The sequence below is a fragment of the Mesorhizobium sp. ESP6-5 genome (assembly GCF_020164695.1).
In the GTDB taxonomy this organism is placed as follows: domain Bacteria; phylum Pseudomonadota; class Alphaproteobacteria; order Rhizobiales; family Rhizobiaceae; genus Mesorhizobium; species Mesorhizobium australicum.
The window spans coordinates 45,472-68,554 of the sequence record NZ_JAIUGR010000021.1 but is presented as its reverse complement, the minus strand read 5'-3'; the positions used below and the strand labels follow the sequence as shown (position 1 = coordinate 68,554).

The following is a 23,083-nucleotide window of genomic DNA, read 5'->3' as shown; positions in this document are numbered from 1 at the left end:
CATCGGGGTGCAACAACTACAGAACCGGCATGGAAGATGCCAGTCACGGCTTGGGGAGACGAAACCGCGCCGCCCGGGTGCCACGGCAGGACAGGACTTGTATCATCATGACGCAGACCGCGTTTCTTAATCCGTCGGATGCCGTGGTGTCGACCCACACCGGTACGATCGCCGGCGATCGGTTCCGGGTTCTCGATTCGTGGCGCGGCATCTGCGCGTTGTTGGTGGCGCTGTTTCATTTCCCGACCGCCTCGACGGTCTCGCAGAGCAGCTTTATCGGTTCGTCCTATCTCTTCGTCGACTTCTTCTTCGTCCTTTCCGGCTTCGTCATCGCCTCCAGCTATGCCGATCGGCTCGGCCGCACGCAGGAGGTCTGCCGCTTCGCGCTGGTCCGTTTCGGCCGCATCTATCCGCTGCATCTGGTCATGATTGCCGCCTTTGCCGCCTTCGAGCTGCTGCGGCTCGTGCTGCCGCAGCTGCATGGCACGGGCGCTGCTCCTTTCACCGGTGGCTTCGACCTCAGGAGCTTGGCTGCCAATCTCCTTTTGCTGCAAGGTGTCGGCTTCGAGGATCGGTTGACCTGGAACGCCCCGAGCTGGAGCATCTCGGCCGAGTTCTTTGCCTATCTCCTGTTTGCCGGGGTGGTCTTCGTCGCCGGCGCGCGCGCCTGGATATGGTTGGTCGCCGCCGCTGTCACCGCGCCGCTGTTCCTGCTCGGCTTCTCCACGCATCATATGGATGTGTCCTATGATTTCGGCTTCATCCGCTGCCTCTACGGCTTCTCGCTGGGCGCCCTGCTGGCCTGGTTTCAGCATGATTCCATTGCAGGAGCGCGACAGGTTCTGGCCGCAAACGGCCCGAGGATGAGCTGGACTGTTGCCGAAATCGTCATGGTGGTCGTCATCGCTCTCTTTGTCTCGCTGGCGGGCGACAATGACGCCGGCATCGCCGCGCCCCTGGTGTTCGCCTTGGCGCTGTTTCTCTTCGCCCATGAAGGCGGCTGGATCAGCGCGTTGCTGAGGACGCCGTTCATGCTGACGCTCGGCGCGCTGTCCTATTCGATCTACATGGTCCACATCTTCGTTCAGGCGCGCCTGATCAATGTCGCCGGGCTGGTCGAGCGCAAACTCGGCCTCGGCCTGGTTGGCGACATCGTACTGCGTGGCGAGCCCGCGACCGGCTTTGGCGCCGGCTGGACGGGGACCGTGGCGATCGTCGTCATGTTCGCCGCCACTATCGCCGTGTCGTGGGCGACATGGCGCCTGGTCGAAATGCCTGCGATGGCCTGGTTCCGCCGGCTGTCGAAGCGCGTCTGACCCGCATCGCCATCCAATCGCTAATGCATGTCGCCCAAAGTGAGCTCGGTTTGGGCAAGACGATATGCATAAAATCAGGAGCTTACAGCGGTCGGGCGAATCCGATTCGCCGCGACGTGCTGTAAAGCGCGGCGCCTGAATCCGTTTCGATGCGACGCGCTTTAGCCGGCTTCGTTCACCGGGATGTCACCGATGTCGCCTATCCCCGGCTCGATCCGGCAAGGAGCGATTCTCGATGCGGACGATCTGGCTGAGCCTTCTGCTTTCCACGGCACTCTCTGCCGCTTCGGGTCAAGCCTTGGCCGGCGAAACCCGCGCCAGGCAGGTCCTCGACCGCTTCGAACATGCCAACCAGTGGCGCGATCATGTCATGGTGGCCGCCCATCGCGCCGGCAGCATGCAGGCCGGCAAGACGCTCTATGCGGAAAACTCGCTTGCCGCCGTGGAAGGCTCGATCGCGATCGGCGCTGAAATAGTCGAGGTCGACATCCGGCGCTCGAAGGACGGCGCGTTCATCGTCATGCATGACAGCTGGCTCGACCGCACGACCACCTGCAAGGGCGAGGTCATCAACTACACGCTGGCCGAGTTGAAGAGATGCCGGCTGGTGATCGAGGGCACCCATGCCGTCACCAACGAGACCGTCTCGACATTGCGCGAGATGCTGATGGCGACACGGGACAGAATCCTCATCAATCTCGACAACAAGCTCGAAGTCGGCGACCTCCCGGGCATGATCGCGATAGCGCGCGAACTCGGCATGGCCGAGCAAGTCATCGTCAAGGAAAACCTTTGGGACCAGAACAGGATCAGCACGGTGAAGGCGGCCATGACTGCCGCAGGCGGTGGCTTCCAGTTCATGCCGATCATCGCCGATGACGCAGTCCATGATGCGGGCTTCGCCTCGACGGTCGACCACGTCTTCGCGCCGCGCGCGATCGAACTGATCAACTGGCGGGCGGGCGCCGAGACGCTGACCGAAACCGGCGGGCCGCTGTTCAGCACGCGCATGCGCGCCGAGGCGGTAAGGGGCGACTGGCATATCTGGGCCGACACCTATGCCATCGTCAACAAACCAGGCGGCTTCCTCGCCGGCGGCCGTGGCGACGAACTGGCGGTCCACGCCAGCCTGCCGCGCGAAGCCTGGGGCTTTTGGGCCGATCGTGGCGCCACCATCATCCAGACCGACGAGCCGAAAGCGGCGATCGGCTGGCTGGCGGCGAATGGTTATCGGGTGCCCTATGCCGGCACGAGCGAACGCATCGAGCCAGCCGCGACCGCCAGCATCAATTGATCCGCCGCGTCCAAGCAAAAAGGCCGCTCGGAGGCGGCCTTTTCGATTGTCCGAAAATTCGAAACGGTTAGCGCTTCGAGAACTGGAAGGAACGGCGAGCCTTTGCCTTGCCGTACTTCTTGCGCTCGACGACGCGGCTGTCGCGGGTCAGGAAGCCGCCCTTTTTGAGCACGGCGCGCAACGCCGGCTCGTAATAGGTCAGCGCCTTCGAGATGCCGTGACGCACCGCGCCGGCCTGGCCGGAAAGCCCGCCGCCGACGACGGTGGCGATGATGTCGTACTGGCCCGAGCGGTTGGACGCGATGATCGGCTGGTTGAGGATCATCTGCAGGACCGGACGCGCGAAATAGGTCGCGAATTCCTTGTCGTTGACGACGATCTTGCCGGAACCCGGCTTCACCCAGACGCGCGCGATGGCGTTCTTGCGCTTGCCGGTGGCGTAGGCGCGGCCCGACTTGTCGAGCTTCTGGACGTGGACGGGGGCGGCGGCCTGCGTGTTGGTGTTGCCGGTGGCGGCGCCCAGTTCTGCGAGCGAGGAAAGCTCAGCCATCTTATGCGACCTTCTTGTTCTTGGAATTCAGCTTGGCCACGTCGAGGACTTCTGGCTGCTGGGCGACATGCGGATGCTCGGCACCTGCATAGACGCGCAGGTTCTTCATCTGGCGGCGGCCGAGCGGGCCACGCGGAACCATGCGCTCAACGGCCTTCTCGACGACACGCTCGGGGAAACGGCCCTCGAGCAGCTGACGCGCGGTGCGCTCCTTGATGCCGCCGGGGTGGCCGGTGTGCCAGTAATAGACCTTGTCGGTGAACTTCTTGCCGGTGAATACCACCTTGTCGGCATTGATGACGATGACATTGTCGCCGTCGTCGACATGCGGGGTGAAGGTCGGCTTGTGCTTGCCGCGAAGATGATTGGCGATGACAGTGGCGAGACGGCCGACGACGAGACCCTCGGCGTCGATCAGGATCCACTTCTTCACCACATCCGCAGGCTTCTGCGAAAAGGTTGTCATGTTTTCTGCTCTCGGTTCTGACCTTCGGGAGTGAAGGCGTTTCTTGTTGCTTGGATTGGCGAAAGACGCTTGTCATCAGCCAATAACAAAACGGCGGCCTTTGCGGGCCGCTGCTTCGTGAAGGCTTATAGGCGAGCGGAGTAACTGCGTCAAGGTAGCGGAAAAGTCCTGTAGCGCAGAAAAGGCTGCAGAAACAGCATGTTGAACTAAAGGTATTATTTTACCACATTGGCGGCGCGCTGCGGCGGGATCGAGTAGGTGCCCGTGGCATGCGCGATCGTGTGTCCTTCCGGGCCGGCGACGATGTCAATGTCGAACACCATCAGGCTCTTGCCGAGCTTCAGGATGCGGCAATGGCCATCGATCGGCCCGGCTTCGGCCTTGCGCACGAAGTTGATGTTGAGGTTGGTGGTGACCGAGAGCGCATCCGGCCCGGCATGGCTGAGCACGCAGACATAGCCGCCAATGTCGGCCAGCGTGAACAGGGCAGGGCCGGACACCGTGCCGCCGGGACGCAAATGCCGTTCACCGGCATTGAGCCGTACGATGCAGCCGCCTGGAAACACGTCGATCGCCTCGTAGGCGGCGGCACTCTCGTTGAGTTGGGGAAAGACGGTTTCCATTAACAAATTGATCTGCGTTGCGGTCAGCACCGGCTTGAGGTTGGTCTGGGCGGGCATATCGGTCTCTCGTTCTGCGCCAAGCCTGTATGGGCGCAGCCGGGTGTTTCTGGCAACATATACATCATGCTGGCGCAAGCGATGGGTGTTGGACGAAACCCGATCCGATATTAGATACTCTGCCGGCACCACCGGAATCGCGGAGACCTTAGCCATGGCCGAAATCCTTGCCATCAAGCCTGCTGCCGCCGACGAGGGTCCGGTCACGACAAGACGGGAGAAGGGCGTGCTGCGCCTGACGCTCGCCAATCCGCCCGCCAATGCCTTGTCGCTTTCGGTGATGGCGGCGCTCGTGGCGGAGTTGGAACGCGCCAAGGCGGACAAGGCCGTTCGCGTTATTGTGCTGTCGGCGGCCGGCAAGGTGTTCTGCGCCGGCCATGACCTCAAGGAAATGACCGCGCGGCGTGCCGATGCCGATCGCGGCAAGGCCTTCTTCGAAGAGACCTTTGCCGCCTGCGCCATGCTGATGCAGAAGATCGTGCGCCATCCCTTGCCTGTCATCGCCGAGGTGGACGGCCTGGCGACAGCCGCCGGCCTGCAATTGGTCGCCAGCTGCGACCTGGCGATCGCCTCGCATGAGGCGACCTTCTGTACGCCGGGCGTCAACATCGGCCTGTTCTGCTCGACGCCGATGGTTGCGCTGTCGCGCAACGTCTCGCGCAAGCAGGCGATGGAGATGCTCTTGACCGGCGAGACGATCGACGCCGCGACCGCCAAGGAGTTCGGCCTCGTGAACCGGGTCGTGCCGCGCGAGTACCTGAATCAGATTGTCACCAAATACGCGCAAACCATTGCTTCCAAATCCACTTTGGTGATCAAGACCGGCAAGGAAGCTTTTTACGCGCAGGCCGAGATGGGCTTGGCCGATGCCTATGCCTATACCGGCCGCGTCATGGTCGAAAACATGCTGGCGCGGGACGCGGAAGAGGGCATCGGCGCCTTCATCGGCAAGCGCAAGCCGGAATGGGCGGACGAATAGGATCATGGAACCGCGCGTCTCCATCATCACCATCGCCACCGACGATCTGGATCGCGCCGTGCGCTTCTACGAGGCGATGGGTCTGAAGCGCCACGCGGGGATCACCGACGGTGTCGCCTTCTTCCAGATGGGCGGCGCCGTCCTCGGCCTGTTCCCGCGCCCCAGCGCCGAGGAGGACTCCGGTATCACCTTCGCCCAGGCGCCCTCGGCCGTCTATCTCGCCTACAACACCCGCTCCGATGCCGAGGTCGACGAAGTGCTGGCGCAGGCGGAAAAGGCTGGCGGGCGCATCATCAAGCCGGCCGGCCGCGCCTTCTGGGGCGGCTGGTATGGGTACTTCGCCGATGCCGATGGGCATGTTTGGGAGGTGGCTCATAACCCGGCCTTTCCGATCGCGGACGACGGCACGATTTCGCTGCCTGATTGATGGCCTACCGCAAGCAACTGACACGGCTCAAGGCACCGTACCTCAAACGGATTTTGCTCGACCGGGAGCGGGTTACGGATTGGGAAAAGTATCCGTGGAACCTGCCGCTGTTTCGCGGCCACGCGTTCGAGCTCGAATTCACCACGCCCATCACCATCATCGTCGGCGAGAACGGCACCGGTAAATCCACGCTGCTCGAGGCGATCGGCGCGCTGGCCGGCTATGACGAAGCGGGCGGCGGCAAGGGCTACCGGCCGGTCGACCATTCCGGCGCCATCGACGAGAGTGGCGCCGCACTGGCCAACACATTCCGTGGCCACTGGTTGCCAAAAGTCACCGCCGGCTGGTTCTTTCGCGCCGAATCCTTCTACTCGGTGGCCCGCTACCTCGACCAGGCAGCGCTGGAAGATCCGTTCAAGCCCCCGCCGCCGGATTTCCTGTCCTGGTCGCATGGCGAAGGCTTCATCCGCTTCTTCGAGGAGCGCTGCCGCAGGCAAGGCATCTACATCCTCGACGAGCCCGAGAGTGCGCTTTCGCCGACGCGCCAGATCGAATTGCTGAAGATGCTGCGGCGCATGGACCAATCGGGCACCGCGCAGGTGATCATGGCGACCCATTCGCCGCTGTTGATGGCCTGTCCCGGCGCGCAGCTGTTCCGCATCAGCCGCTTTGGGCTCGAGCCTGCCGACTTTCGCGATACGGACCACTTCCGCATGCTGCGCGATTTCAGCAATGACCCGCGATCCTTCATGGAGGAAGCACTTGGAGAGACGAGGGATGACCGTCAGTGACGAAGATCTCAAATGGCGGGTCGAACAAGCCTGTCGTGAAGGCTGGCCGGCGGCCACCGAGACGGTCGCCGACGGCTGGCTTCTGCGGCGATCGAGCGGCAAGATCCGCCGCACCAATTCGGTCAATCCTTTGCGTGGCAAACGGGCGGAGCCGGACTCAACGCTTGCCGCCGCGGAAGCGTTTTATGCCGGTCACGACCGGCAGTCCTGTTTCGGGTCCCTGACATCGCCAGCGAGATGGACACCATCCTTGATCGCCACGGCTATGACACCGAGGGCGGCTCGATCCATCTGTTTGCCGGTATCGAAGAATTTAAGGTGTCGCCCGACGCGCGGGTTACCATCTTACCGGCACCAAGCGAAAGCTGGTTCGACGCGCGGTTTCGCATGGGAGCCTATGGAGACACCGATCGCCGGATCGTCCGCGAAATGACGAAGTTGATCGTCGGGGAGCGGGCTTTCGTGTCGACGGAGCTAGAAGGCGCGATTGTTGCCGTGGCCTTTGGCGTTATCCGGGATGGCATGCTCGTCGTGGAATCGGTTGAAACGGACGGCCATTTCAGGCAGCAAGGCCTCGGTCGCAAGACCGTAGGCGGTCTGATCGGTTGGGCTCGGCAGGCGGGGGCGGAGGCGGCGTGTCTGCAAGTGGTTGTCGACAACTCTCCGGCCCGCGCGCTCTATGCCTCGCTTGGTTTCAATCGCGAACTCTACCGATACCACTACCGCAGGAAGATGATTGCCGCATGAACCACGACACTTACGAAAATGCCTACATTGCCGGCATCCTCAATTCGGTGAAGTCGATCGCCATGGTCGGGGCGTCGGCCAATGATGTCAGGCCGAGCTATTTCGTCCTGAAATACCTGCTGGCCAAGGGGTTTTCGGTGTTCCCGATCAATCCTGGCCAGGCCGGCAAGGAAATCCTCGGCCGAATGACCTATGCCAGGCTGGCCGACATACCGGAGCCGATCGACATGGTCGATATTTTCCGCAATGCCGCGGCGGTCCCCGGCATCGTCGACGAGGTGTTGCAACTCGATCCCTTGCCGAAAGTCATCTGGATGCAGCTTGCCGTGCGCCATGACGAGGCAGCCGCCCGTGCCGAAGCGGCCGGCATCAAGGTGGTGATGAACCGCTGCCCCAAGATCGAGTATGGCAAGCTCTCCGGCGAGATCGGCTGGACCGGCGTCAATTCCGGCGTGCTGTCGTCCAAGAAGCCGCTGATGCGCCAGGGTTTTCAGAGTTTCGGCGTGCGCCAGAAATAGGCGCGGCGCAGAGGCGCAAAATTATTCCGCGGAACGCCGCATTATCCTGCGGTGTGATCGAAGGATCGGCGCCGAAAGGTATTTTCTTCTTTGCATTCGCACGTCGCCATCGCCAAGAATGCGCGGCCAATTTAGGAAGTTCAAAGGGAGGTTTCAGTGACCCGTTCGCCAGGTTTCAACACGCTCGCCGTCCATGCCGGCGCCAAGCCCGATCCGGCCACCGGCGCGCGCGCCACGCCGATCTACCAGACGACCTCCTTTGTTTTCGATGACGCCGACCACGCCGCTTCGCTGTTCGGGCTAAAAGCTTTCGGCAACATCTACACCCGCATCATGAACCCGACCCAGGCAGTGCTCGAAGAGCGCGTCGCGGCCCTCGAGGGCGGCACGGCCGCCCTTGCGGTCGCTTCCGGCCATGCCGCGCAGGTCATCGTGTTCCACAATCTGATGCAGCCCGGTGACAATTTCGTCGCCGCCAACAAGCTTTACGGTGGTTCGATCAACCAGTTCGGCCATGCCTTCAAAAATTATGGCTGGGAGGTGCGCTGGGCCGAAACCAACGACATCTCGACCTTCGAGAGCCAGATCGACGACAGGACGAAGGCGATCTTCATCGAGAGCCTGGCCAATCCGGGCGGCACCTTCGTCGATATCGAGAAGATCGGCGACATCGCCCGCAAGCACGGCCTGCCGCTGATCGTCGACAACACGCTGGCCTCGCCCTATCTGATCCGGCCGATCGAGCATGGCGCCGACATCGTCGTCCACTCGCTGACCAAGTTCATGGGCGGCCACGGCAATTCGATCGGCGGCGTCATTGTCGACGGCGGCACCTTCGACTGGTCGAAGTCGGGCAAATACCCGATGCTGTCGGAACCGCGCCCCGAATATGGCGGCCTCGTGCTGCACGAGACCTTCGGCAATTTCGCTTTTGCCATCGCCGCGCGCGTGCTCGGTCTGCGCGATCTCGGCCCGGCGATCTCGCCGTTCAATGCCTTCCTTATCCTGACCGGCCTCGAGACCTTGCCGCTGCGCATGCAGCGTCATTGCGACAATGCGATCACGGTCGCCGGCTGGCTGTCCAACCACCCCAAGGTCGCCTGGGTGAATTATCCCGGCCTGCCCAGCGACAAGAACAACGCGCTGCAGAAGAAATATTCGCCGCTGGGCTCCGGCGCCGTGTTCACCTTCGGCCTCAAGGGCGGCTACGAGGCGGGCATCAAATTCGTCGAGGCACTCGAACTGTTCTCGCACCTGGCCAATGTCGGCGACACCAAGTCGCTGGTCATCCACCCGGCATCGACCACGCACCGCCAGCTTTCCGACGAACAGAAGGTCAAGGCTGGTGCCGGACCCGACACGGTGCGGCTGTCCATCGGCATCGAGGATGTCACCGACATCGTCGCCGACCTCGAACAGGCGCTCGCCAAGGTCTGACCTGATATGACCGCGTTTCTTTCCGTCGACACCAAAGGCGTCGAACCCGAATCCGGCGCGCCGGCGCCGGATCGCCTGATCTCGGGCGATCCGAAATTCCGCACCTGGAACGTCGAGGAGCGCGACGGCGGCCTCTATGCCGGCATCTGGGAATCGACCCCGGGCAAGTGGCGCATCGTCTATGAAGAATGGGAGTTCTGCCACATTCTCTCAGGTGTTTCGGTAATCGCCGAAGAGGGCGGCCAAGCGCGCACCGTCAAAGCCGGTGACAGCTTCGTGCTGCGGCCGGGCTTCAAGGGAAGCTGGGAAGTGCTTGAAACGACTCGCAAGGAGTATGTGATCAAGGTTTGAAGCTTGATCACATATCGAGAATCCGATCGGATTTCCGGGCAACTCGCTAGCTAAAAATCGACGGCAAGTCGTTCCAGCCCATGGAAATGGTAAGTGTCGCGGAAGCGTGGCTGTTCGGCGAGATGCAGTTGCGGGTGCCGCTCGAACAAGGTCCTCAGCGAAACCTGCAGTTCGAGGCGGGCCAGCGGCGCACCGATGCAGAAATGGATGCCGGCGCCGAATGATACATTCTTCTGGTCGGTGCGCTCCGGCCGGAAGGTCTGCGGTTCGGCGAAGGCATGCGGATCATGATTGGCCATGCCAAGCAGAAGTCCGATCGTCTGGCCCGGCCCCACGACGATGCCGGGCGCGATTTGGATTTCCTCATAGGCATAGCGCATGAACATGTGCAGCGGCGCGTCGAAACGCAGGCATTCCTCGACCGTCGCCGCCGTCGCCTCTGGCGAGGTAAAGAAGCGGCGCGGGTCGCCGCCTTGTGCCAGGATGGAGTGGATGGCATTGCCGGTCTGGTGCACGGTTGCTTCGTGGCCGGCGTTGAGCAGCAGGATGGCCGAGGAGACCAGCTCGTCCTCTGACAGTTTCTGGCCGTCCTCCTGGGCCGAGATCAGCAGTGACAGCAGGTCATCGCCCGGCTTCTTGCGCCGCTCGGCGACGTAGCCGCGCAGGAAATCGGAAAATTCGCCCGCGGCACTGTTGGCCGTCTCCTCGGTCTCACGGGTGCGGCCATGGATATACATGGCGACCATTTGATGCGACCAGTCGAGCAGTCGCGGCCCCATCTCCACCGGCACGCCAAGCATTTCGGCGATGATGGTGATCGGCAGCGGGGAGGCGAAGGCCGGCAGGAGGTCGACGGCTTTGCTTGGTTCGAAACGATCGATCAATTCGTTGGCGAGCGCCTCCACGCGCGGCCGCAACCGTTCGACCTGACGGGAGACGAAAGCCCGGTTGACCAGTGTTCTCAGCCGCGTATGGACCGGTGGCTCCAGCTCGAGCATCGAATTGGCTTCGATGCCGTCGAATGCCTTGAGATGGGTCCTGTCTTGTCCGACACCGCGGCTGTCGGGGATGCCGGCCGGGTTCTGGCGGCCGAAACGGCGGTCGCGCAACAGCCGGTTGACATCGCCGAAGCCGCCAAAGCACCAGAAGCCGAACTCTTCCCAGAAAAACGCATTCGAAGCTTCGTGCAGGAAGCCGTAGGCCTCGTAAGGGTTCAGGAAGAAAGCCGGTTCGCGCGGGTCGAGTCTGAGCTGGCGAGTGGCTGGATCAAAGGCCAGGTAGGAGAGCGTCGATTTGGTCATGCCAGACCCATAGCGCGGCTTGCCAGCCCGGTTCCAGACCGTATGTTGCGTCCGACAGCCCGATGCATTGAGCCAGGCAGCAGGGTTGCGGAAGGTCTGAACGGATGAATGTGATCGTTGTCGGCGCGGGTATCGCCGGTCTGTCCACGGCGTGGTCGCTGGTCAAGGCGGGCCACGCCGTGTCGGTTGTCGAGCAGGGGCCGATCCCCAATCCGCTGGCGGCATCGGGCGACCATCACCGCATCATCCGCCGCGCCTACCGCGCTGGAACCGGCTATGGGCTGCTGATCACCGAAGCCTACGAGGCCTGGGACGAGCTGTGGGCCGATCTCGGCGAGAACCACCTCGACGCGCGGGGCTTCGTCTGTGTTTCGCGCGAGCCCGGCGACGAGGCCGAGGAATACCGCGAGGGCCTGGAAGAGGGAAAATTCCCTTTCGAATTGCTGGGACCGGAGGCAGCCGTAGAGCGCTGGCCGTTCCTTGAGGCCGGCTCGTTCCGCTACGCCTATTTTTCGCCCGAGGGCGGCGCGCTGCATTGCCGCAAAATAGCGGCCGGGCTGGCCAAATGGCTGCGTGCCAATGGAGCCAACGTCTACGAGCACAGCAAGGTGACGGAGATCGATGCCGAGGCCGGCCATATCGTGCTCGAATCCGGCGAGACGATGCAGGCCGACCGCATCGTCGTTACCGCTGGCGCCTGGGTGCTGAAGCTGTTCCCCGAACTCGGCGGCGAATTGAAGACCTTTCGCACCGCGCTCGCCTATGTCGAGCCGCCGGCCGATCTCAGGGCCGCTTGGGAGGCGGCGCCCGTCATTCTCGATGTCGGCGGCACGACCGACGGCTATATGATCCCGCTTACGCGGGGCGCCGGCATGAAATTCGGCTCGGGCCTGCACAAGGTGCCGACCAGCGACGCCGACTGGAACCGCGAGCCGGTGCCCGGCGAGGGCGAGGCGATCCGCAACCTGTTTTCGCCGCCGATCGCCCGCATCGAGGAGTACAAGGTGACCGAAGTGGTCACCTGCGCCTACACGTTCACCGATGACGAGAGATTCCTGGCGCATGAGACCGGCAAGTGCCTGGTCGTCTCGGCGTGCTCGGGTCACGGCTACAAGTTCGGCGCGGCGGTCGGGCGTCGTGTGGCCAAAGCCATTGGCGATGGCGATGTCGTCGGTCTTAAGGCCTGGCTGCGGGCCGAGGTGGCCTAAGCCTAGTCCTGGCAGTGCCTTGGAATATGCACCCGCCGCCAGCCGGATGAGCCTTCGCGCACCAGCACGCGGCGCGGGACGGTCTGGTACGCGGCGGGAATATCGATGACGCGCCTTTGCTCGGGCCGCACCAGCACCTCCTCGGCGATGCTGTCATATTGCGCCGGAATGACGACGCGCCGCGTGCGCTCGGGCTGTATCACCACCGTCTCGGCGACGCGTTCAAAGCGTGCCTTGTGCCAAACCTTGCACAACACGCGGCGGCCATGGATGACGCGCCATTTCCAGGAATAGCCGCCGCTATCGACCCTGACGGTATGGTAGACGGTCCTGGTGGCCGCAGGCACCACTTCATACCGAACCTGGGCCGGCACAGTCACCACCACTCGCTCGCGCGTGCCATAGATCGGCGGATCATAGTCGACGATCTGCTGGCCGGGAGGGCTGACCATGACGTCTTCGTAGACCGTGTCGTAAACGGCCGGTGTGTGGACGGGCTCGTAACATTCGACGGCGCGACCACCGGCCGCCGTTTGCGAAATCGAGCCGAGCATGGTCATCCCTGCAATGGTGAAGCATGCGGTTTTCCCGGACATGGCACTCCCCGTCTGAACTGTAGGCACAAGTTCAACGTTGAATTGTAGGGGAAGCCGTTGCGGAGAAAAGCGGTTTTGGCGCATTTCGTTAAGTGACGAGGTTAAGAAACTGCTACCCTGGCGGGGCCGGTCGGTATTTGAGGTCGGCGTGGCATCAGCTGCTGCTAATTCTTGCCCGGAAGCTTGATTCGACTTACCCAGATGGCTAGGACGGGTCGGCCTTGCACAAGGATGAGCCGGCATCCTATTTACATCTTAACGATCCAGAACCGATTCTGCCCGAGCTGCCAGCTGTCCGGCGCCGGAATCCCACCGCGAGACAAGAGATAACTGATGAAGAATCCCGTCGAAACCTACATGAACCTCGTTCCGATGGTGGTCGAACAGACCAATCGCGGCGAGCGGGCCTACGACATTTTCTCGCGCCTCCTCAAGGAGCGCATCATTTTCATCACCGGTCCGGTCGAGGACGGCATGGCGACGCTGGTCTGCGCGCAGCTCCTGTTCCTCGAAGCGGAGAACCCGAAGAAGGAAATCAACCTCTACATCAATTCGCCGGGCGGCGTCGTCACCTCGGGCATGGCGATCTACGACACCATGCAGTTCATCAAACCGGCCGTGTCGACGCTGTGCATCGGCCAGGCGGCCTCGATGGGCTCGCTGCTGCTGACCGCCGGCCACAAGGACATGCGTTTCGCCACGCCCAACGCCCGTATTATGGTTCACCAGCCGTCCGGCGGCTTCCAGGGGCAGGCGTCCGATATCGAGCGTCACGCCCAGGACATCATCAAGCTGAAGCGTCGCCTCAACGAGGTCTATGTCAAGCACACCGGCAAGAGCTATGAGGACATCGAGAAGACGCTCGACCGCGACCATTTCATGACCGCCGACGAGGCCAAGGATTTTGGCCTGATCGACAAGGTCATTTCGTCGCGCGAGGCGGCCGAGGGGGCGTTGGCATAAAGGCTAGTTGGCAGTTGGATGGCACCATCACGCGCTTTTGGCGTGTCTTGCGTCATTTCGGCCACAATTGGCTGTTCCCTCGGAGGTCGGGATTGCCTACGTTAAGGCTATGTTGATTTTCGACGGCTTAGCTTTGCGTGGGGAAGCTGCGAATCATTGCCACGTTTTCTGATTTGTGTTTCGTACGGAATACGTTGCGGGAGCCGGAAGACTGGCGGCGGCGGATTCCCGCGATAAATAGAGTATGCGCCCTTTCAGCCAGACCATCGGCGGGCGGCCATGAAAGGACATGAAAATGAGCAAGGTCGGCAACAACAGCGGTGATTCCAAGAACACGCTTTATTGCTCGTTTTGCGGCAAGAGCCAGCACGAGGTGCGCAAGCTGATCGCCGGTCCGACGGTGTTCATCTGCGACGAGTGCGTCGAGCTGTGCATGGATATCATCCGCGAGGAGAACAAGACCTCGATGGTGAAGTCGCGCGAGGGCGTGCCGACCCCGCAGGAGATCCTCAAGGTTCTCGACGACTATGTCATCGGCCAGCCCTACGCCAAGCGCGTGCTGTCGGTGGCCGTCCACAACCACTACAAGCGCCTCGCGCATGCCGGCAAGAACAACGATGTCGAGCTGGCCAAGTCCAACATCCTGCTGATCGGCCCGACCGGCTGCGGCAAGACGCTGCTGGCACAGACGCTGGCCCGCATCATCGACGTACCCTTCACCATGGCCGACGCCACGACGCTGACCGAGGCCGGTTACGTCGGCGAGGACGTCGAGAACATCATCCTGAAGCTGTTGCAGTCGGCCGACTACAATGTCGAGCGCGCCCAGCGCGGCATCGTCTACATCGACGAGATCGACAAGATTTCACGCAAGTCCGACAATCCCTCGATCACCCGCGACGTGTCGGGCGAGGGCGTTCAGCAGGCGCTGCTCAAGATCATGGAAGGCACGGTCGCCTCCGTGCCGCCGCAGGGCGGCCGCAAGCACCCACAGCAGGAGTTCCTGCAGGTCGACACCGCCAACATCTTGTTCATCTGCGGCGGCGCCTTCGCCGGGCTGGACAAGATCATTTCGGATCGCGGCAGGAAAACCTCGATCGGCTTCGGAGCTGTCGTCGCCTCGCCGGAGGATCGCCGCACGGGTGATGTTTTCCGCCTGGTCGAGCCCGAGGATCTGTTGAAGTTCGGCCTCATTCCGGAGTTTGTCGGCCGTCTGCCGGTCCTGGCGACGCTGGAGGATCTCGACGAGCCGGCACTGATCCAGATCCTGACCGAGCCGAAGAATGCGCTGGTCAAGCAGTACCAGCGCCTGTTCGAGATGGAAAATGTCGATCTGACCTTCCACGAGAACGCGCTTTCGGCGATCGCCAAGCGCGCCATTGAGCGCAAGACCGGCGCGCGCGGCCTGCGTTCGATCATGGAAGCGATCCTGCTCGACACGATGTTCGAACTGCCCGCGCTCGAAGGCGTGCGCGAGGTTGTGATTTCGGAAGAGGTGGTGACCGGCAGTGCCCGGCCGCTCTACATCTATTCCGAACAGAAGGAAAAGAAGGGCAATGTCAGCGCCTGATATGGCACTTGGCCCTATATTTTTATGGAACGGCGCCCCTGCGGCGCCGTTTTGCTGTGAGGAACCGGCACAGCGTCGCGATGGAGTGGATTGGGGACGATGTTAACTCTTGATCTTTGCCCTGCCTGCCTCCACCTAACACGAGAAGGCCGAGGTGCCCGATTTCTGTGCTGTAAAACTCCCGTCATAAACGGTGGTAGGCGGAACGATCCCCGGTCGTTAATATGAGATTCGCGGTTGGCCTGATGGTGGCCGCGACATGAAAGGTTGGACAATGGCCAAAATATCCAAGGCTCCCAGCGACGGCGTCTTCGCGGTCCTCCCACTGCGCGACATCGTGGTGTTCCCGCATATGATCGTTCCGCTCTTCGTCGGGCGCGAAAAGTCGATCAAGGCGCTGGAAGACGTGATGGGTCAGGAAAAGCAGATCCTGCTTGCCACCCAGATGAATGCCGCCGATGACGATCCCGAGCCCGATGCGATCTTCGACATCGGCACGCTCGCCAATGTGCTGCAATTGCTGAAGCTGCCCGACGGCACCGTCAAGGTCCTGGTCGAGGGCGCCTCGCGCGCGAAAATCGTCTCCTTCACCGACCGTCCCGACTTCCACGAGGCCAAGGCCACGGCTCTGGTCGAGCCGGAAGAGGAGGAGGTCGAGGTCGAGGCCCTGGCCCGCTCGGTCGTCACCGACTTCGAGAACTACGTCAAGCTGAACAAGAAGATCTCGCCCGAAGTGGTGGGTGCCGCCAGCCAGATAGACGACTATTCCAAGCTCGCCGACACGGTTGCCTCGCATCTTGCCATCAAGATCCCTGAAAAGCAGGAAATGCTGGCCACGCTTTCCGTCAAGGAGCGGCTGGAAAAGGCGATGGGCTTCATGGAAGCCGAAATCTCCGTCCTGCAGGTGGAGAAGCGCATCCGCTCGCGCGTCAAGCGCCAGATGGAGAAGACGCAGCGCGAATACTACCTCAACGAGCAGATGAAGGCGATCCAGAAGGAGCTCGGCGAGGGCGAGGACGGCCGCGACGAGGCCGCCGAGATCGAGGCTCGCATCAAGAAGACCAAGCTCTCCAAGGAGGCCCGCGAAAAGGCGGATGCCGAATTGAAGAAGCTCAGGACGATGTCGCCGATGTCGGCCGAATCGACTGTCGTGCGCAACTATCTCGATTGGCTGCTGTCGATCCCGTGGGGCAAGAACTCCAAGGTCAAGCAGGACCTGGCCTACGCGCAGAACGTGCTCGACACCGATCACTTCGGCCTCGACAAGGTCAAGGACCGCATCGTCGAGTACCTTGCCGTGCAAAGCCGCCAGAAGAAGCTGAAGGGGCCGATCCTGTGCCTCGTCGGCCCTCCCGGCGTCGGCAAGACCTCGCTCGGCAAGTCGATCGCCAAGGCGACCGGTCGCGAATTCATCCGTATGGCGCTTGGCGGCGTGCGTGACGAGGCCGAGATCCGTGGCCACCGGCGCACCTATATCGGCTCGATGCCCGGCAAGGTCATCCAGTCGATGAAGAAGGCCAAGAAGTCCAACCCGCTCTTCCTGCTCGACGAGATCGACAAGATGGGCCAGGACTTCCGTGGCGATCCGTCGTCCGCGCTGCTCGAGGTGCTCGACCCCGAACAGAACTCGACGTTCATGGACCACTACCTCGAGGTCGAATACGACCTGTCGAGCGTGATGTTCGTGACGACGGCGAACACGCTGAACATCCCTGCGCCCCTGATGGACCGCATGGAGATCATCCGTATCGCCGGCTACACCGAGGACGAGAAGATCGAAATCGCCAAGCGGCACCTGATGCCGAAGGTGATCCGCGATCACGCGCTGCAGCCAAAGGAGTTCTCCGTCGGTGAGGACGCGATCCGCGCCATCATCCAGACCTACACCCGTGAAGCGGGCGTCAGAAGCCTGGAGCGCGAGCTGATGAAGCTCGGGCGCAAGGCGGTGACCGAGATCCTGAAGACGAAGAAGAAGACGGTGAGCATCACGGCGGCGAACCTCGCCGACTATCTCGGTGTTCAGCGCTACCGCTTCGGCCAGGTCGAGGCTGACGATCAGGTCGGTGTCGTCACTGGTCTTGCCTGGACGGAAGTCGGCGGCGAGCTGCTGACGGTCGAAGGCGTCATGATGCCCGGCAAGGGCCGCATGACGGTGACCGGCAATCTGCGCGACGTCATGAAGGAATCGATCTCGGCGGCGGCCTCCTATGTCCGCTCGCGCGCCATCGATTTCGGCATCGAGCCGCCGCTGTTCGACAAGCGCGACATCCACGTGCACTTGCCGGAAGGCGCCACGCCGAAGGACGGTCCGTCCGCCGGTGCCGCCATGGCCACGGCCATCGTGTCGGTGCTGACGGGTATTCCGGTGCGGGCGGATGTGGCGATGACTGGCGAGATAACGCTTCGCGGCCGCATCTTGCCGATCGGCGGCCTCAAGGAGAAGCTGCTCGCCGCACTGCGCGGCGGCATCAAGAAGGTGCTGATCCCGGAAGACAACGCCAAGGATCTGGCGGAGATCCCGGACAACGTGAAGAACGGCATGGAAATCATTCCGGTCTCACGCGTCGGTGAGGTGTTGCGCCACGCGCTGGTGCGGATGCCGGAGCCGATCGAATGGGTCGAACCGGTCAATCCGCCGGCTTCCACGGACACGAGCGATGACGCTGGAAAGTCGCTTGCGCATTAGTTTTTTCTAAGGTTGCAGCGCACAAACAGAAAGCCGGGCCTCGCGCCCGGCTTTTTCATGTGAAAAACCCCGGAATTCCGGGCTTTTTCCGCTTTTTTCCTGCCTTTTCGACTTGGTTGCGGGAACGCTTCTTTCTAAAGTCCGTTTCCTGCCGGATGAGTCGTGAGTTCCGGTGTTCTCATGGAAGGGAATTTTTATGAACAAGAACGAACTGGTGTCCGCTGTCGCCGACGCCGCGAGCATTTCGAAGGGTGACGCGCAGTCTGCGGTCGATGCAGTGTTTTCTGTCATCTCCGGCGAACTGAAGAAGGGCGGCGATGTCCGGCTTGTCGGCTTTGGCAATTTCACCGTGTCAAAGCGCGCCGCATCCACCGGCCGCAACCCGCAGACCGGCGCCGAAGTGAAGATCCCGGCGCGCACCGTGCCGAAGTTCTCGGCCGGCAAAGGTCTCAAGGACGCCGTCAACTAAGCGCGTTTTTTATTTTTGAAAAAACCAGAAAAGCCGGGCTTGCCCGGCTTTTCTTTTTTCGGCGTATTGGGCCGGACGGTAGCTCCTCAAGCTGTCGGGGCGTCGGCGCGCATGAGGCCTTCGTTCTTGAGGTCGGCCCAGAGCGCTGCAGGGAGTTTCGCGTCCAGCAGCGAGCGGTTGCTCTCGACCTCTTCAGGCCGCTGACCGCCGGGGATGACCGAAACCACCGACGGGTGCAACAGCGGGAACTGCAGGGCGGCTTCGATCAACCTGACCCCATGGCGCTTGCAGACGGCCTCGATGCGCGCCACGCGATCGAGCACATCCTGCGGCGCCTCGGAATAATTGTAGTAAGCGCCGGGCTTCGGTCCGGTGGCCAGGATGCCGGAATTGTACGGGCCGCCGAGAACGATGCCGATGCAGCGTTTCTGGCAAAGCGGCAGGAACGATGTCAGCGCCTCCTGTTCCAGCAGCGTATAGCGCCCGGCAAGCAGGAACAGGTCGAAATCGCCGCGCTCGGCCAGGGTCTGGGCCACCTGCCATTCGTTGATGCCGCCACCGAACGCCTTGATGACGCCCTGGTCGCGCAAGGCGAGCAGGCCATAATAGCCCGAGCGCATGAACTCCTCGATGCGCCGGTCGGACGCCTCCTTGCTGCCGTGGGTGAAGATATCGACATCGTGCACGAACAGGATATCGATGCGGTCGACGCCAAGCCGCTCCAGCGAGGCCTCGAACGAGCGCATGACGCCGTCATAGCTGTAATCGTAGACCTCCTTGCGCGACGGCGTGTCGAAGAACTTGCCGATGCCGGTGCGCTCTTCTGGCGGGCAGGCGCGCATGATGCGGCCGACCTTGCTCGACAGCACGTAGTCGTCGCGCTTCCTGGAGCGCAGGAACGGGTTGAGACGCGTTTCCGACAGGCCGAGCCCGTAGAGGGGCGCGGTGTCATAGTAGCGGCAGCCGGTCGCCCAGGCGGCCTCCAGCGTCGCATTGGCGTCCTCGTCGGAGACGGCGCGGTAAAGATTGCCGAGCGGCGCCGTACCGAAACCCAGCTCCGTGAAGGTGATGCCGCCATTGCCGATGCGGTCGAAATGCCGTGTCTTCATGTCTTGAAATTTTCCCGGATTGATTTGTCTGACATGACACTATCACGCTCGTGGCTTGGCAAAAGCGCCGCTGAGCGTTGGACACGCATTTTCCCGGTTGCTAGCATGAACGAAATCAAGCTGTTCCGGGGAAAAGCGTGATCAGGAATTGCCAATCCAATTCGATTGCCGGCGCGCAGGCGGCGCGACCGTGAGCAACTCCAGCTCGGAGATGTTCAAGACTGCGCTCGACGAGCTTGGCGCGGTGCTGGCGCGCGTCGATGGCGATCGGATCGACGCCGCCTGTGGGATGCTGGTCGGTGCCAGACAGATCGTCGTCTATGGCTGCGGCCGCGAGGCCTTGCAGGTGAAGGGCTTCGCCATGCGGCTCTATCATCTGGGCCTGCCGGTTTCGGTCGTCGGCGACATGACCACCCCGCCTGTAGGGCAGGGCGATGTCCTGCTTGTCAGTTCCGGACCCGGCGAAACCTCGACCGTACTCACCCTGATGCGCATCGCGCGCGAGGCAGGCGCCACCGTCCTGCTCCTGACCGCCCAGGCAGGCGGCAGCGCCGCAGGGCTGGCCGATTTGACGCTGCTGATCCCGGCGCAGAACCATGGCCGACGACCAGGGGCCGCAAAAGACGTCGGTGCTGCCGATGGGCTCGGTGTTCGAGGGCGCGTTGTTCGTGCTGTTCGAGATCATGGTGCTGAAACTCAGGGAGATGACCGCGGCGTCGCCGGAAGCCATGCGCGCCCGCCACACCAACATGGAATAGATCATGCGCTATGAACTGATGCTGCCGCACCAGATCCGAAAGGCAATCGCCCAGAATTGGCCGGTCGCGCTGCCGCTCGGCGTGCTGGAATACCATGGCGAGCACATGGCCGTCGGCATGGATACGCTGGCAGTCATCAAGACGCTGGAGCTGTTCGAAAAAGAGAGCGATGTCGTCATCCTGCCGCCCTTCTACTATGGCGCGGCGAGTTACGCGGTGGCACCGCCGGAAGGCAGCGGCTCCGTCCAGGTCGGCGGCAATCAACTGGCGCCATTCGGCGAGGCGCTGTTCTACAGCCTGCTGCGCATTGGGTTTCGCAACATCCACGCCATCATTCATCACCAGACCGAGAATTTCGCCGCCGGCATGCCGACGGATCTCGCCTTCAAGACCGCAGGCAGACAGGCGATCTTCCGCTTCCTCGAGAAGCAGCGTGGCGAGGGCTGGTGGGGTTCAGAGACGATGGCCGACTATTATGCCGGACATGCCGAGGGCGAAAACTTCTTCAACTGGGTGCAGGTGCACCCGCTGATGCCGACCGCCATGAACGGCAAATATCCGTTCGACCATGCCGGCATCGGCGAGACATCGCTGATGCTGGCGCTATGCCCGGAAGCGGTGGACGCCGCGCATTTCGCGGACAACAAAAGCTGGTATACGGCAACTGCGGCGGAAGCCTCGGCAGCACTTGGACAGAAGGGCGTCGCCATGATCATGGATCATCTGCGCGCGATCCTGAAGGCTTAGATTAGCGCGACCTTTCTCCGACCGAGGGGAGGTGAAGACGCCCGGTCACTTCACCGCGCCAGCGGTCATGCCCATGATCAGGTAGCGCTCCAGGGCGATGCCGATGACGGCAAGCGGCGCGATCGCGGCCGTGGCAAGCGCCGCCATCGACCACCAGTTGATGCCTTGCGAGCCCGTCTGGCTGGCGACCATGACGGGAATAGTCTTGGCGTCCGTCGAGGTCAAAAGGGCGGCGAAGAAGTACTCGTTCCAGCACAGCACCATCGCCAGGATGAAGGCGGCCACCATGCCCGGCAGCGCGATCGGCATGACGATACGGAAAAAGGCGCCCCAGATCGACAGGCCGTCGACGAGGGCTGCTTCCTCGAGTTCGACGGGGATGGAATTGAACTGGTCGCGCATGATCCAGATGACGATCGGCAGCACCATCAGCGTGTAGAGCAGGATCAGTCCGACGCGGGTATCGAGCAATCCGACTTCACGGTAGAGCACCAGGAAGGGCAGGGCCAGCACCACCGGCGGCAGGATGAGCTGCGACAGGAAGAAGAAGGAGATGTCCTCGTTCTTGAACCAGGCGAAATGGTAGCGGTAGCGGGTCAGGCCATAGGCGGCGAGGCTGCCGATGATGATCGCCAGGCTCGACGCGCCAACCGAGGTGATGACGGAATTCATGAAGCGCTTGAGGAATTCGTCGCGCACCGTCGATGTCTGCAAGATCGAGTCCGGCGACAGGCCGAGCGATCGCCAGCCTTTCCAATCCGGCTGGAAGTCGACGAACGGGATCAGGTGGCCCTGGGTGACATCCACCGCCGTCTTGAAGGATGTGGTGATGGTCCAATAGATCGGAAACAGGCAGATGAAGCCCCAGCAGGCGAGCGCACCATAGATGAAGACGCGGCTGGCGAGGAAGCTCGCCGGCGAGCGGATTTCGGATGCGACGTAGTCGGTGGTCTGAACGCTCATCTCTACCTAATTCACATTGCGCACGAAACGGCTGGCGAACTTCAACAGCCAGGTCACGAACACCACGATGATGACGAGATAGGCCATCGCCAGCATGGTGCCATAGCCAACATTCGAGCGGTCGCGGTACTCGCGGTAGATGAAGCTCGAGACCGAATCGGTGGCGCCGCCTGGACCGCCCGAGGTGACCGTGATGATGATGTCGGCAAGCTTCAGCTTGAAGATGATGCGCAGGATCACCGCCGTCACCGACACCGGCAGCATCAGCGGGAAAGTGACCTGCCAGAAGGTTTGCCAGGCCGTGGCGCCGTCGACCCGTGCCGCCTCCAGCACCTCACGCGACATCGCCTGCAGCCCCGCCAGCAGCATGATCATCATGAACGGAATGAAGGTCCAGGCGTCCAGCAGCATGATCGAGATGCGGGCGGTGATCGGGTTCGAGAAGAAGGCCGGGTCTTCCCAGCCGAGATGGCGCGCCAGCGTGGCAGCGGGTCCAAAGCGGTATTCCATCAGCGACTTGCCGATCATCCACGACACCGCGACCGGCGACAGCATGAGCGGCATCAGGAACACCACCCGGAAGAACTTTCGAGCCCGGATCTGCGCGTTGAGGAGCAGTGCCAGGCCAAAGGCGATGACATATTCGACCAGCACCGCCAGCACATAGAGCACCATGTTGAACAGGGCGTTGCGGTAGTAGGGGTCGGCGAGCATCTGCCAGAAGTTGTCGAGCCCGTTGAACCTGCGGCCGCTGAAGGAGGAGAGGTTCCAATCGGTCAGCGCGATGTAGAAGCCGAACAGGGTCGGGAAGATCACCATCGCAATGGTGAACAAAAGGGCCGGCAGCAGGAACAGCGCGCGCTGGCCGTCCTCGCCGCGTGTCAGAACCTGGCCGATGCCGATCGCCACACCCCACAGCACATAGGCGTAGACCACGGGCCGCCATGTCTCGAAGCCGATCGTATCGACCTCGGTCTTGTAGAGGATCTGCACCACGATCGTTGCCAGCAGGCCGAGCGTGGCAATCGCCATCAGCGCCCAGCCCAGACGCCTGCGGCCCGGCGGGATCAGATCATAGGGGGCGGCGTCTGCCGGCCACCGGGTCGCGGTCGAAGTCTGGTCAGTCACAAATCTCGCCCGTTTGGAAGGGAAGGCTG

The 23,083-nt window shown here is 62.3% G+C and carries 23 protein-coding genes and 1 pseudogene; 16 read left to right on the top strand and 8 right to left on the bottom strand.

Annotation, left to right across the window (positions count from 1 at the left end):
* Nucleotides 1-107: 107 nt before the first annotated feature.
* Nucleotides 108-1,316: an acyltransferase family protein gene (locus tag LB524_RS27505; RefSeq protein WP_224531455.1), complete on the top strand. Its 1,209-nt coding sequence runs from the start codon at nucleotides 108-110 to the stop codon at nucleotides 1,314-1,316.
* A gap of 235 nt (nucleotides 1,317-1,551) precedes the next feature.
* Nucleotides 1,552-2,610, top strand: a complete 1,059-nt coding sequence (locus tag LB524_RS27500) for a glycerophosphodiester phosphodiesterase family protein (RefSeq protein ID WP_224531453.1) — start codon at nucleotides 1,552-1,554, stop codon at nucleotides 2,608-2,610.
* Between the two features lie 67 nt (nucleotides 2,611-2,677).
* Here the strand turns inward: LB524_RS27500 and rpsI are convergent, their stop codons facing one another.
* From rpsI to LB524_RS27485, 3 genes are all read right to left on the bottom strand, one after another.
* Nucleotides 2,678-3,160: a 30S ribosomal protein S9 gene (rpsI, locus tag LB524_RS27495; protein WP_015318209.1), complete on the bottom strand. Its 483-nt coding sequence runs from the start codon at nucleotides 3,158-3,160 to the stop codon at nucleotides 2,678-2,680.
* Nucleotide 3,161: 1 nt separating this feature from the next.
* Nucleotides 3,162-3,626 carry a 50S ribosomal protein L13 gene (gene rplM, locus LB524_RS27490; protein ID WP_010915638.1) on the bottom strand — a complete coding sequence of 155 codons (465 nt, stop codon included), beginning with the start codon at nucleotides 3,624-3,626 and terminating at the stop codon, nucleotides 3,162-3,164.
* A 215-nt stretch (nucleotides 3,627-3,841) separates the two neighbouring features.
* On the bottom strand, nucleotides 3,842-4,306 hold the full coding sequence (locus tag LB524_RS27485) for a PaaI family thioesterase (protein ID WP_140661962.1): 465 nt from the start codon (nucleotides 4,304-4,306) through the stop codon (nucleotides 3,842-3,844).
* A gap of 154 nt (nucleotides 4,307-4,460) precedes the next feature.
* Between LB524_RS27485 and LB524_RS27480 the strand changes: the two genes are divergently transcribed.
* From LB524_RS27480 to LB524_RS27450, 7 genes are all read left to right on the top strand, one after another.
* Nucleotides 4,461-5,285, top strand: coding sequence for an enoyl-CoA hydratase (locus LB524_RS27480; RefSeq protein WP_224531450.1), 825 nt, complete (start codon nucleotides 4,461-4,463; stop codon nucleotides 5,283-5,285).
* A 4-nt stretch (nucleotides 5,286-5,289) separates the two neighbouring features.
* Entirely contained in the window at nucleotides 5,290-5,712 is a 423-nt protein-coding gene (locus tag LB524_RS27475; protein ID WP_224531449.1) for a VOC family protein, read from the top strand.
* A complete protein-coding gene (locus LB524_RS27470) occupies nucleotides 5,712-6,503 on the top strand; it encodes an AAA family ATPase (protein WP_224531448.1) in 792 nt (263 codons plus the stop codon). The genes LB524_RS27475 and LB524_RS27470 overlap by 1 nt, the downstream gene beginning before the upstream one ends.
* A 237-nt stretch (nucleotides 6,504-6,740) precedes the next feature.
* Nucleotides 6,741-7,250, top strand: coding sequence for a GNAT family N-acetyltransferase (locus LB524_RS27465; protein WP_224531447.1), 510 nt, complete (start codon nucleotides 6,741-6,743; stop codon nucleotides 7,248-7,250).
* On the top strand, nucleotides 7,247-7,768 hold the full coding sequence (locus LB524_RS27460) for a CoA-binding protein (RefSeq protein ID WP_224531446.1): 522 nt from the start codon (nucleotides 7,247-7,249) through the stop codon (nucleotides 7,766-7,768). Before LB524_RS27465 ends, LB524_RS27460 begins: the two co-directional genes overlap by 4 nt.
* 156 nt (nucleotides 7,769-7,924) lie before the next feature.
* Nucleotides 7,925-9,205, top strand: a complete 1,281-nt coding sequence (locus tag LB524_RS27455; RefSeq protein ID WP_023773229.1) for an O-acetylhomoserine aminocarboxypropyltransferase — start codon at nucleotides 7,925-7,927, stop codon at nucleotides 9,203-9,205.
* 6 nt (nucleotides 9,206-9,211) lie between these two features.
* Nucleotides 9,212-9,556 carry a cupin domain-containing protein gene (locus LB524_RS27450; RefSeq protein WP_140661968.1) on the top strand — a complete coding sequence of 115 codons (345 nt, stop codon included), beginning with the start codon at nucleotides 9,212-9,214 and terminating at the stop codon, nucleotides 9,554-9,556.
* Nucleotides 9,557-9,606: 50 nt separating this feature from the next.
* Here the strand turns inward: LB524_RS27450 and LB524_RS27445 are convergent, their stop codons facing one another.
* Nucleotides 9,607-10,857, bottom strand: a complete 1,251-nt coding sequence (locus LB524_RS27445) for a cytochrome P450 (protein ID WP_140823644.1) — start codon at nucleotides 10,855-10,857, stop codon at nucleotides 9,607-9,609.
* 104 nt (nucleotides 10,858-10,961) lie between these two features.
* Here LB524_RS27445 and LB524_RS27440 point away from each other — a divergent pair, with 104 nt between their 5' ends.
* Nucleotides 10,962-12,065 (top strand): NAD(P)/FAD-dependent oxidoreductase, encoded by a 1,104-nt coding sequence (locus LB524_RS27440; protein ID WP_224531445.1) that lies wholly within the window; start codon nucleotides 10,962-10,964, stop codon nucleotides 12,063-12,065.
* A 2-nt stretch (nucleotides 12,066-12,067) separates the two neighbouring features.
* On the opposite strand, the gene LB524_RS27435 is transcribed toward LB524_RS27440, so the two are convergent.
* Nucleotides 12,068-12,661, bottom strand: coding sequence for a hypothetical protein (locus LB524_RS27435; protein WP_140661971.1), 594 nt, complete (start codon nucleotides 12,659-12,661; stop codon nucleotides 12,068-12,070).
* A 333-nt stretch (nucleotides 12,662-12,994) separates the two neighbouring features.
* On the opposite strand from LB524_RS27435, the gene clpP reads away from it, so the two are divergent.
* The 4 genes from clpP (at nucleotide 12,995) to LB524_RS27415 (ending at nucleotide 18,349) form a co-directional block, all read left to right on the top strand.
* Complete coding sequence (gene clpP, locus LB524_RS27430; RefSeq protein ID WP_015318198.1) at nucleotides 12,995-13,624, top strand: ATP-dependent Clp endopeptidase proteolytic subunit ClpP; 630 nt, start codon at nucleotides 12,995-12,997, stop codon at nucleotides 13,622-13,624.
* 295 nt (nucleotides 13,625-13,919) lie between these two features.
* The gene (gene clpX / locus LB524_RS27425) at nucleotides 13,920-15,194 is read left to right on the top strand and encodes an ATP-dependent Clp protease ATP-binding subunit ClpX (RefSeq protein ID WP_013532190.1); all 1,275 of its coding nucleotides are present in this window, start codon (nucleotides 13,920-13,922) and stop codon (nucleotides 15,192-15,194) included.
* Nucleotides 15,195-15,468: 274 nt separating this feature from the next.
* Complete coding sequence (gene lon, locus LB524_RS27420) at nucleotides 15,469-17,880, top strand: endopeptidase La (RefSeq protein ID WP_224531444.1); 2,412 nt, start codon at nucleotides 15,469-15,471, stop codon at nucleotides 17,878-17,880.
* 196 nt (nucleotides 17,881-18,076) lie between these two features.
* The gene (locus LB524_RS27415) at nucleotides 18,077-18,349 is read left to right on the top strand and encodes an HU family DNA-binding protein (RefSeq protein WP_015318196.1); all 273 of its coding nucleotides are present in this window, start codon (nucleotides 18,077-18,079) and stop codon (nucleotides 18,347-18,349) included.
* A gap of 86 nt (nucleotides 18,350-18,435) precedes the next feature.
* Here LB524_RS27415 and LB524_RS27410 read toward each other — a convergent pair whose 3' ends face one another.
* Nucleotides 18,436-19,458, bottom strand: coding sequence for an aldo/keto reductase (locus tag LB524_RS27410; RefSeq protein ID WP_224531443.1), 1,023 nt, complete (start codon nucleotides 19,456-19,458; stop codon nucleotides 18,436-18,438).
* Between the two features lie 211 nt (nucleotides 19,459-19,669).
* On the opposite strand from LB524_RS27410, the pseudogene LB524_RS27405 reads away from it, so the two are divergent.
* Together LB524_RS27405 and LB524_RS27400 are read left to right on the top strand one after the other, a co-directional pair.
* Nucleotides 19,670-20,216: pseudogene (locus tag LB524_RS27405) on the top strand (SIS domain-containing protein).
* 3 nt (nucleotides 20,217-20,219) lie between these two features.
* Nucleotides 20,220-20,963, top strand: a complete 744-nt coding sequence (locus LB524_RS27400) for a creatininase family protein (RefSeq protein WP_140617022.1) — start codon at nucleotides 20,220-20,222, stop codon at nucleotides 20,961-20,963.
* A gap of 45 nt (nucleotides 20,964-21,008) precedes the next feature.
* Here the strand turns inward: LB524_RS27400 and LB524_RS27395 are convergent, their stop codons facing one another.
* The gene (locus LB524_RS27395; RefSeq protein WP_015318192.1) at nucleotides 21,009-21,926 is read right to left on the bottom strand and encodes a carbohydrate ABC transporter permease; all 918 of its coding nucleotides are present in this window, start codon (nucleotides 21,924-21,926) and stop codon (nucleotides 21,009-21,011) included.
* Between the two features lie 6 nt (nucleotides 21,927-21,932).
* On the bottom strand, nucleotides 21,933-23,054 hold the full coding sequence (locus LB524_RS27390) for a carbohydrate ABC transporter permease (protein WP_140823639.1): 1,122 nt from the start codon (nucleotides 23,052-23,054) through the stop codon (nucleotides 21,933-21,935).
* Nucleotides 23,055-23,083: the final 29 nt, after the last annotated feature.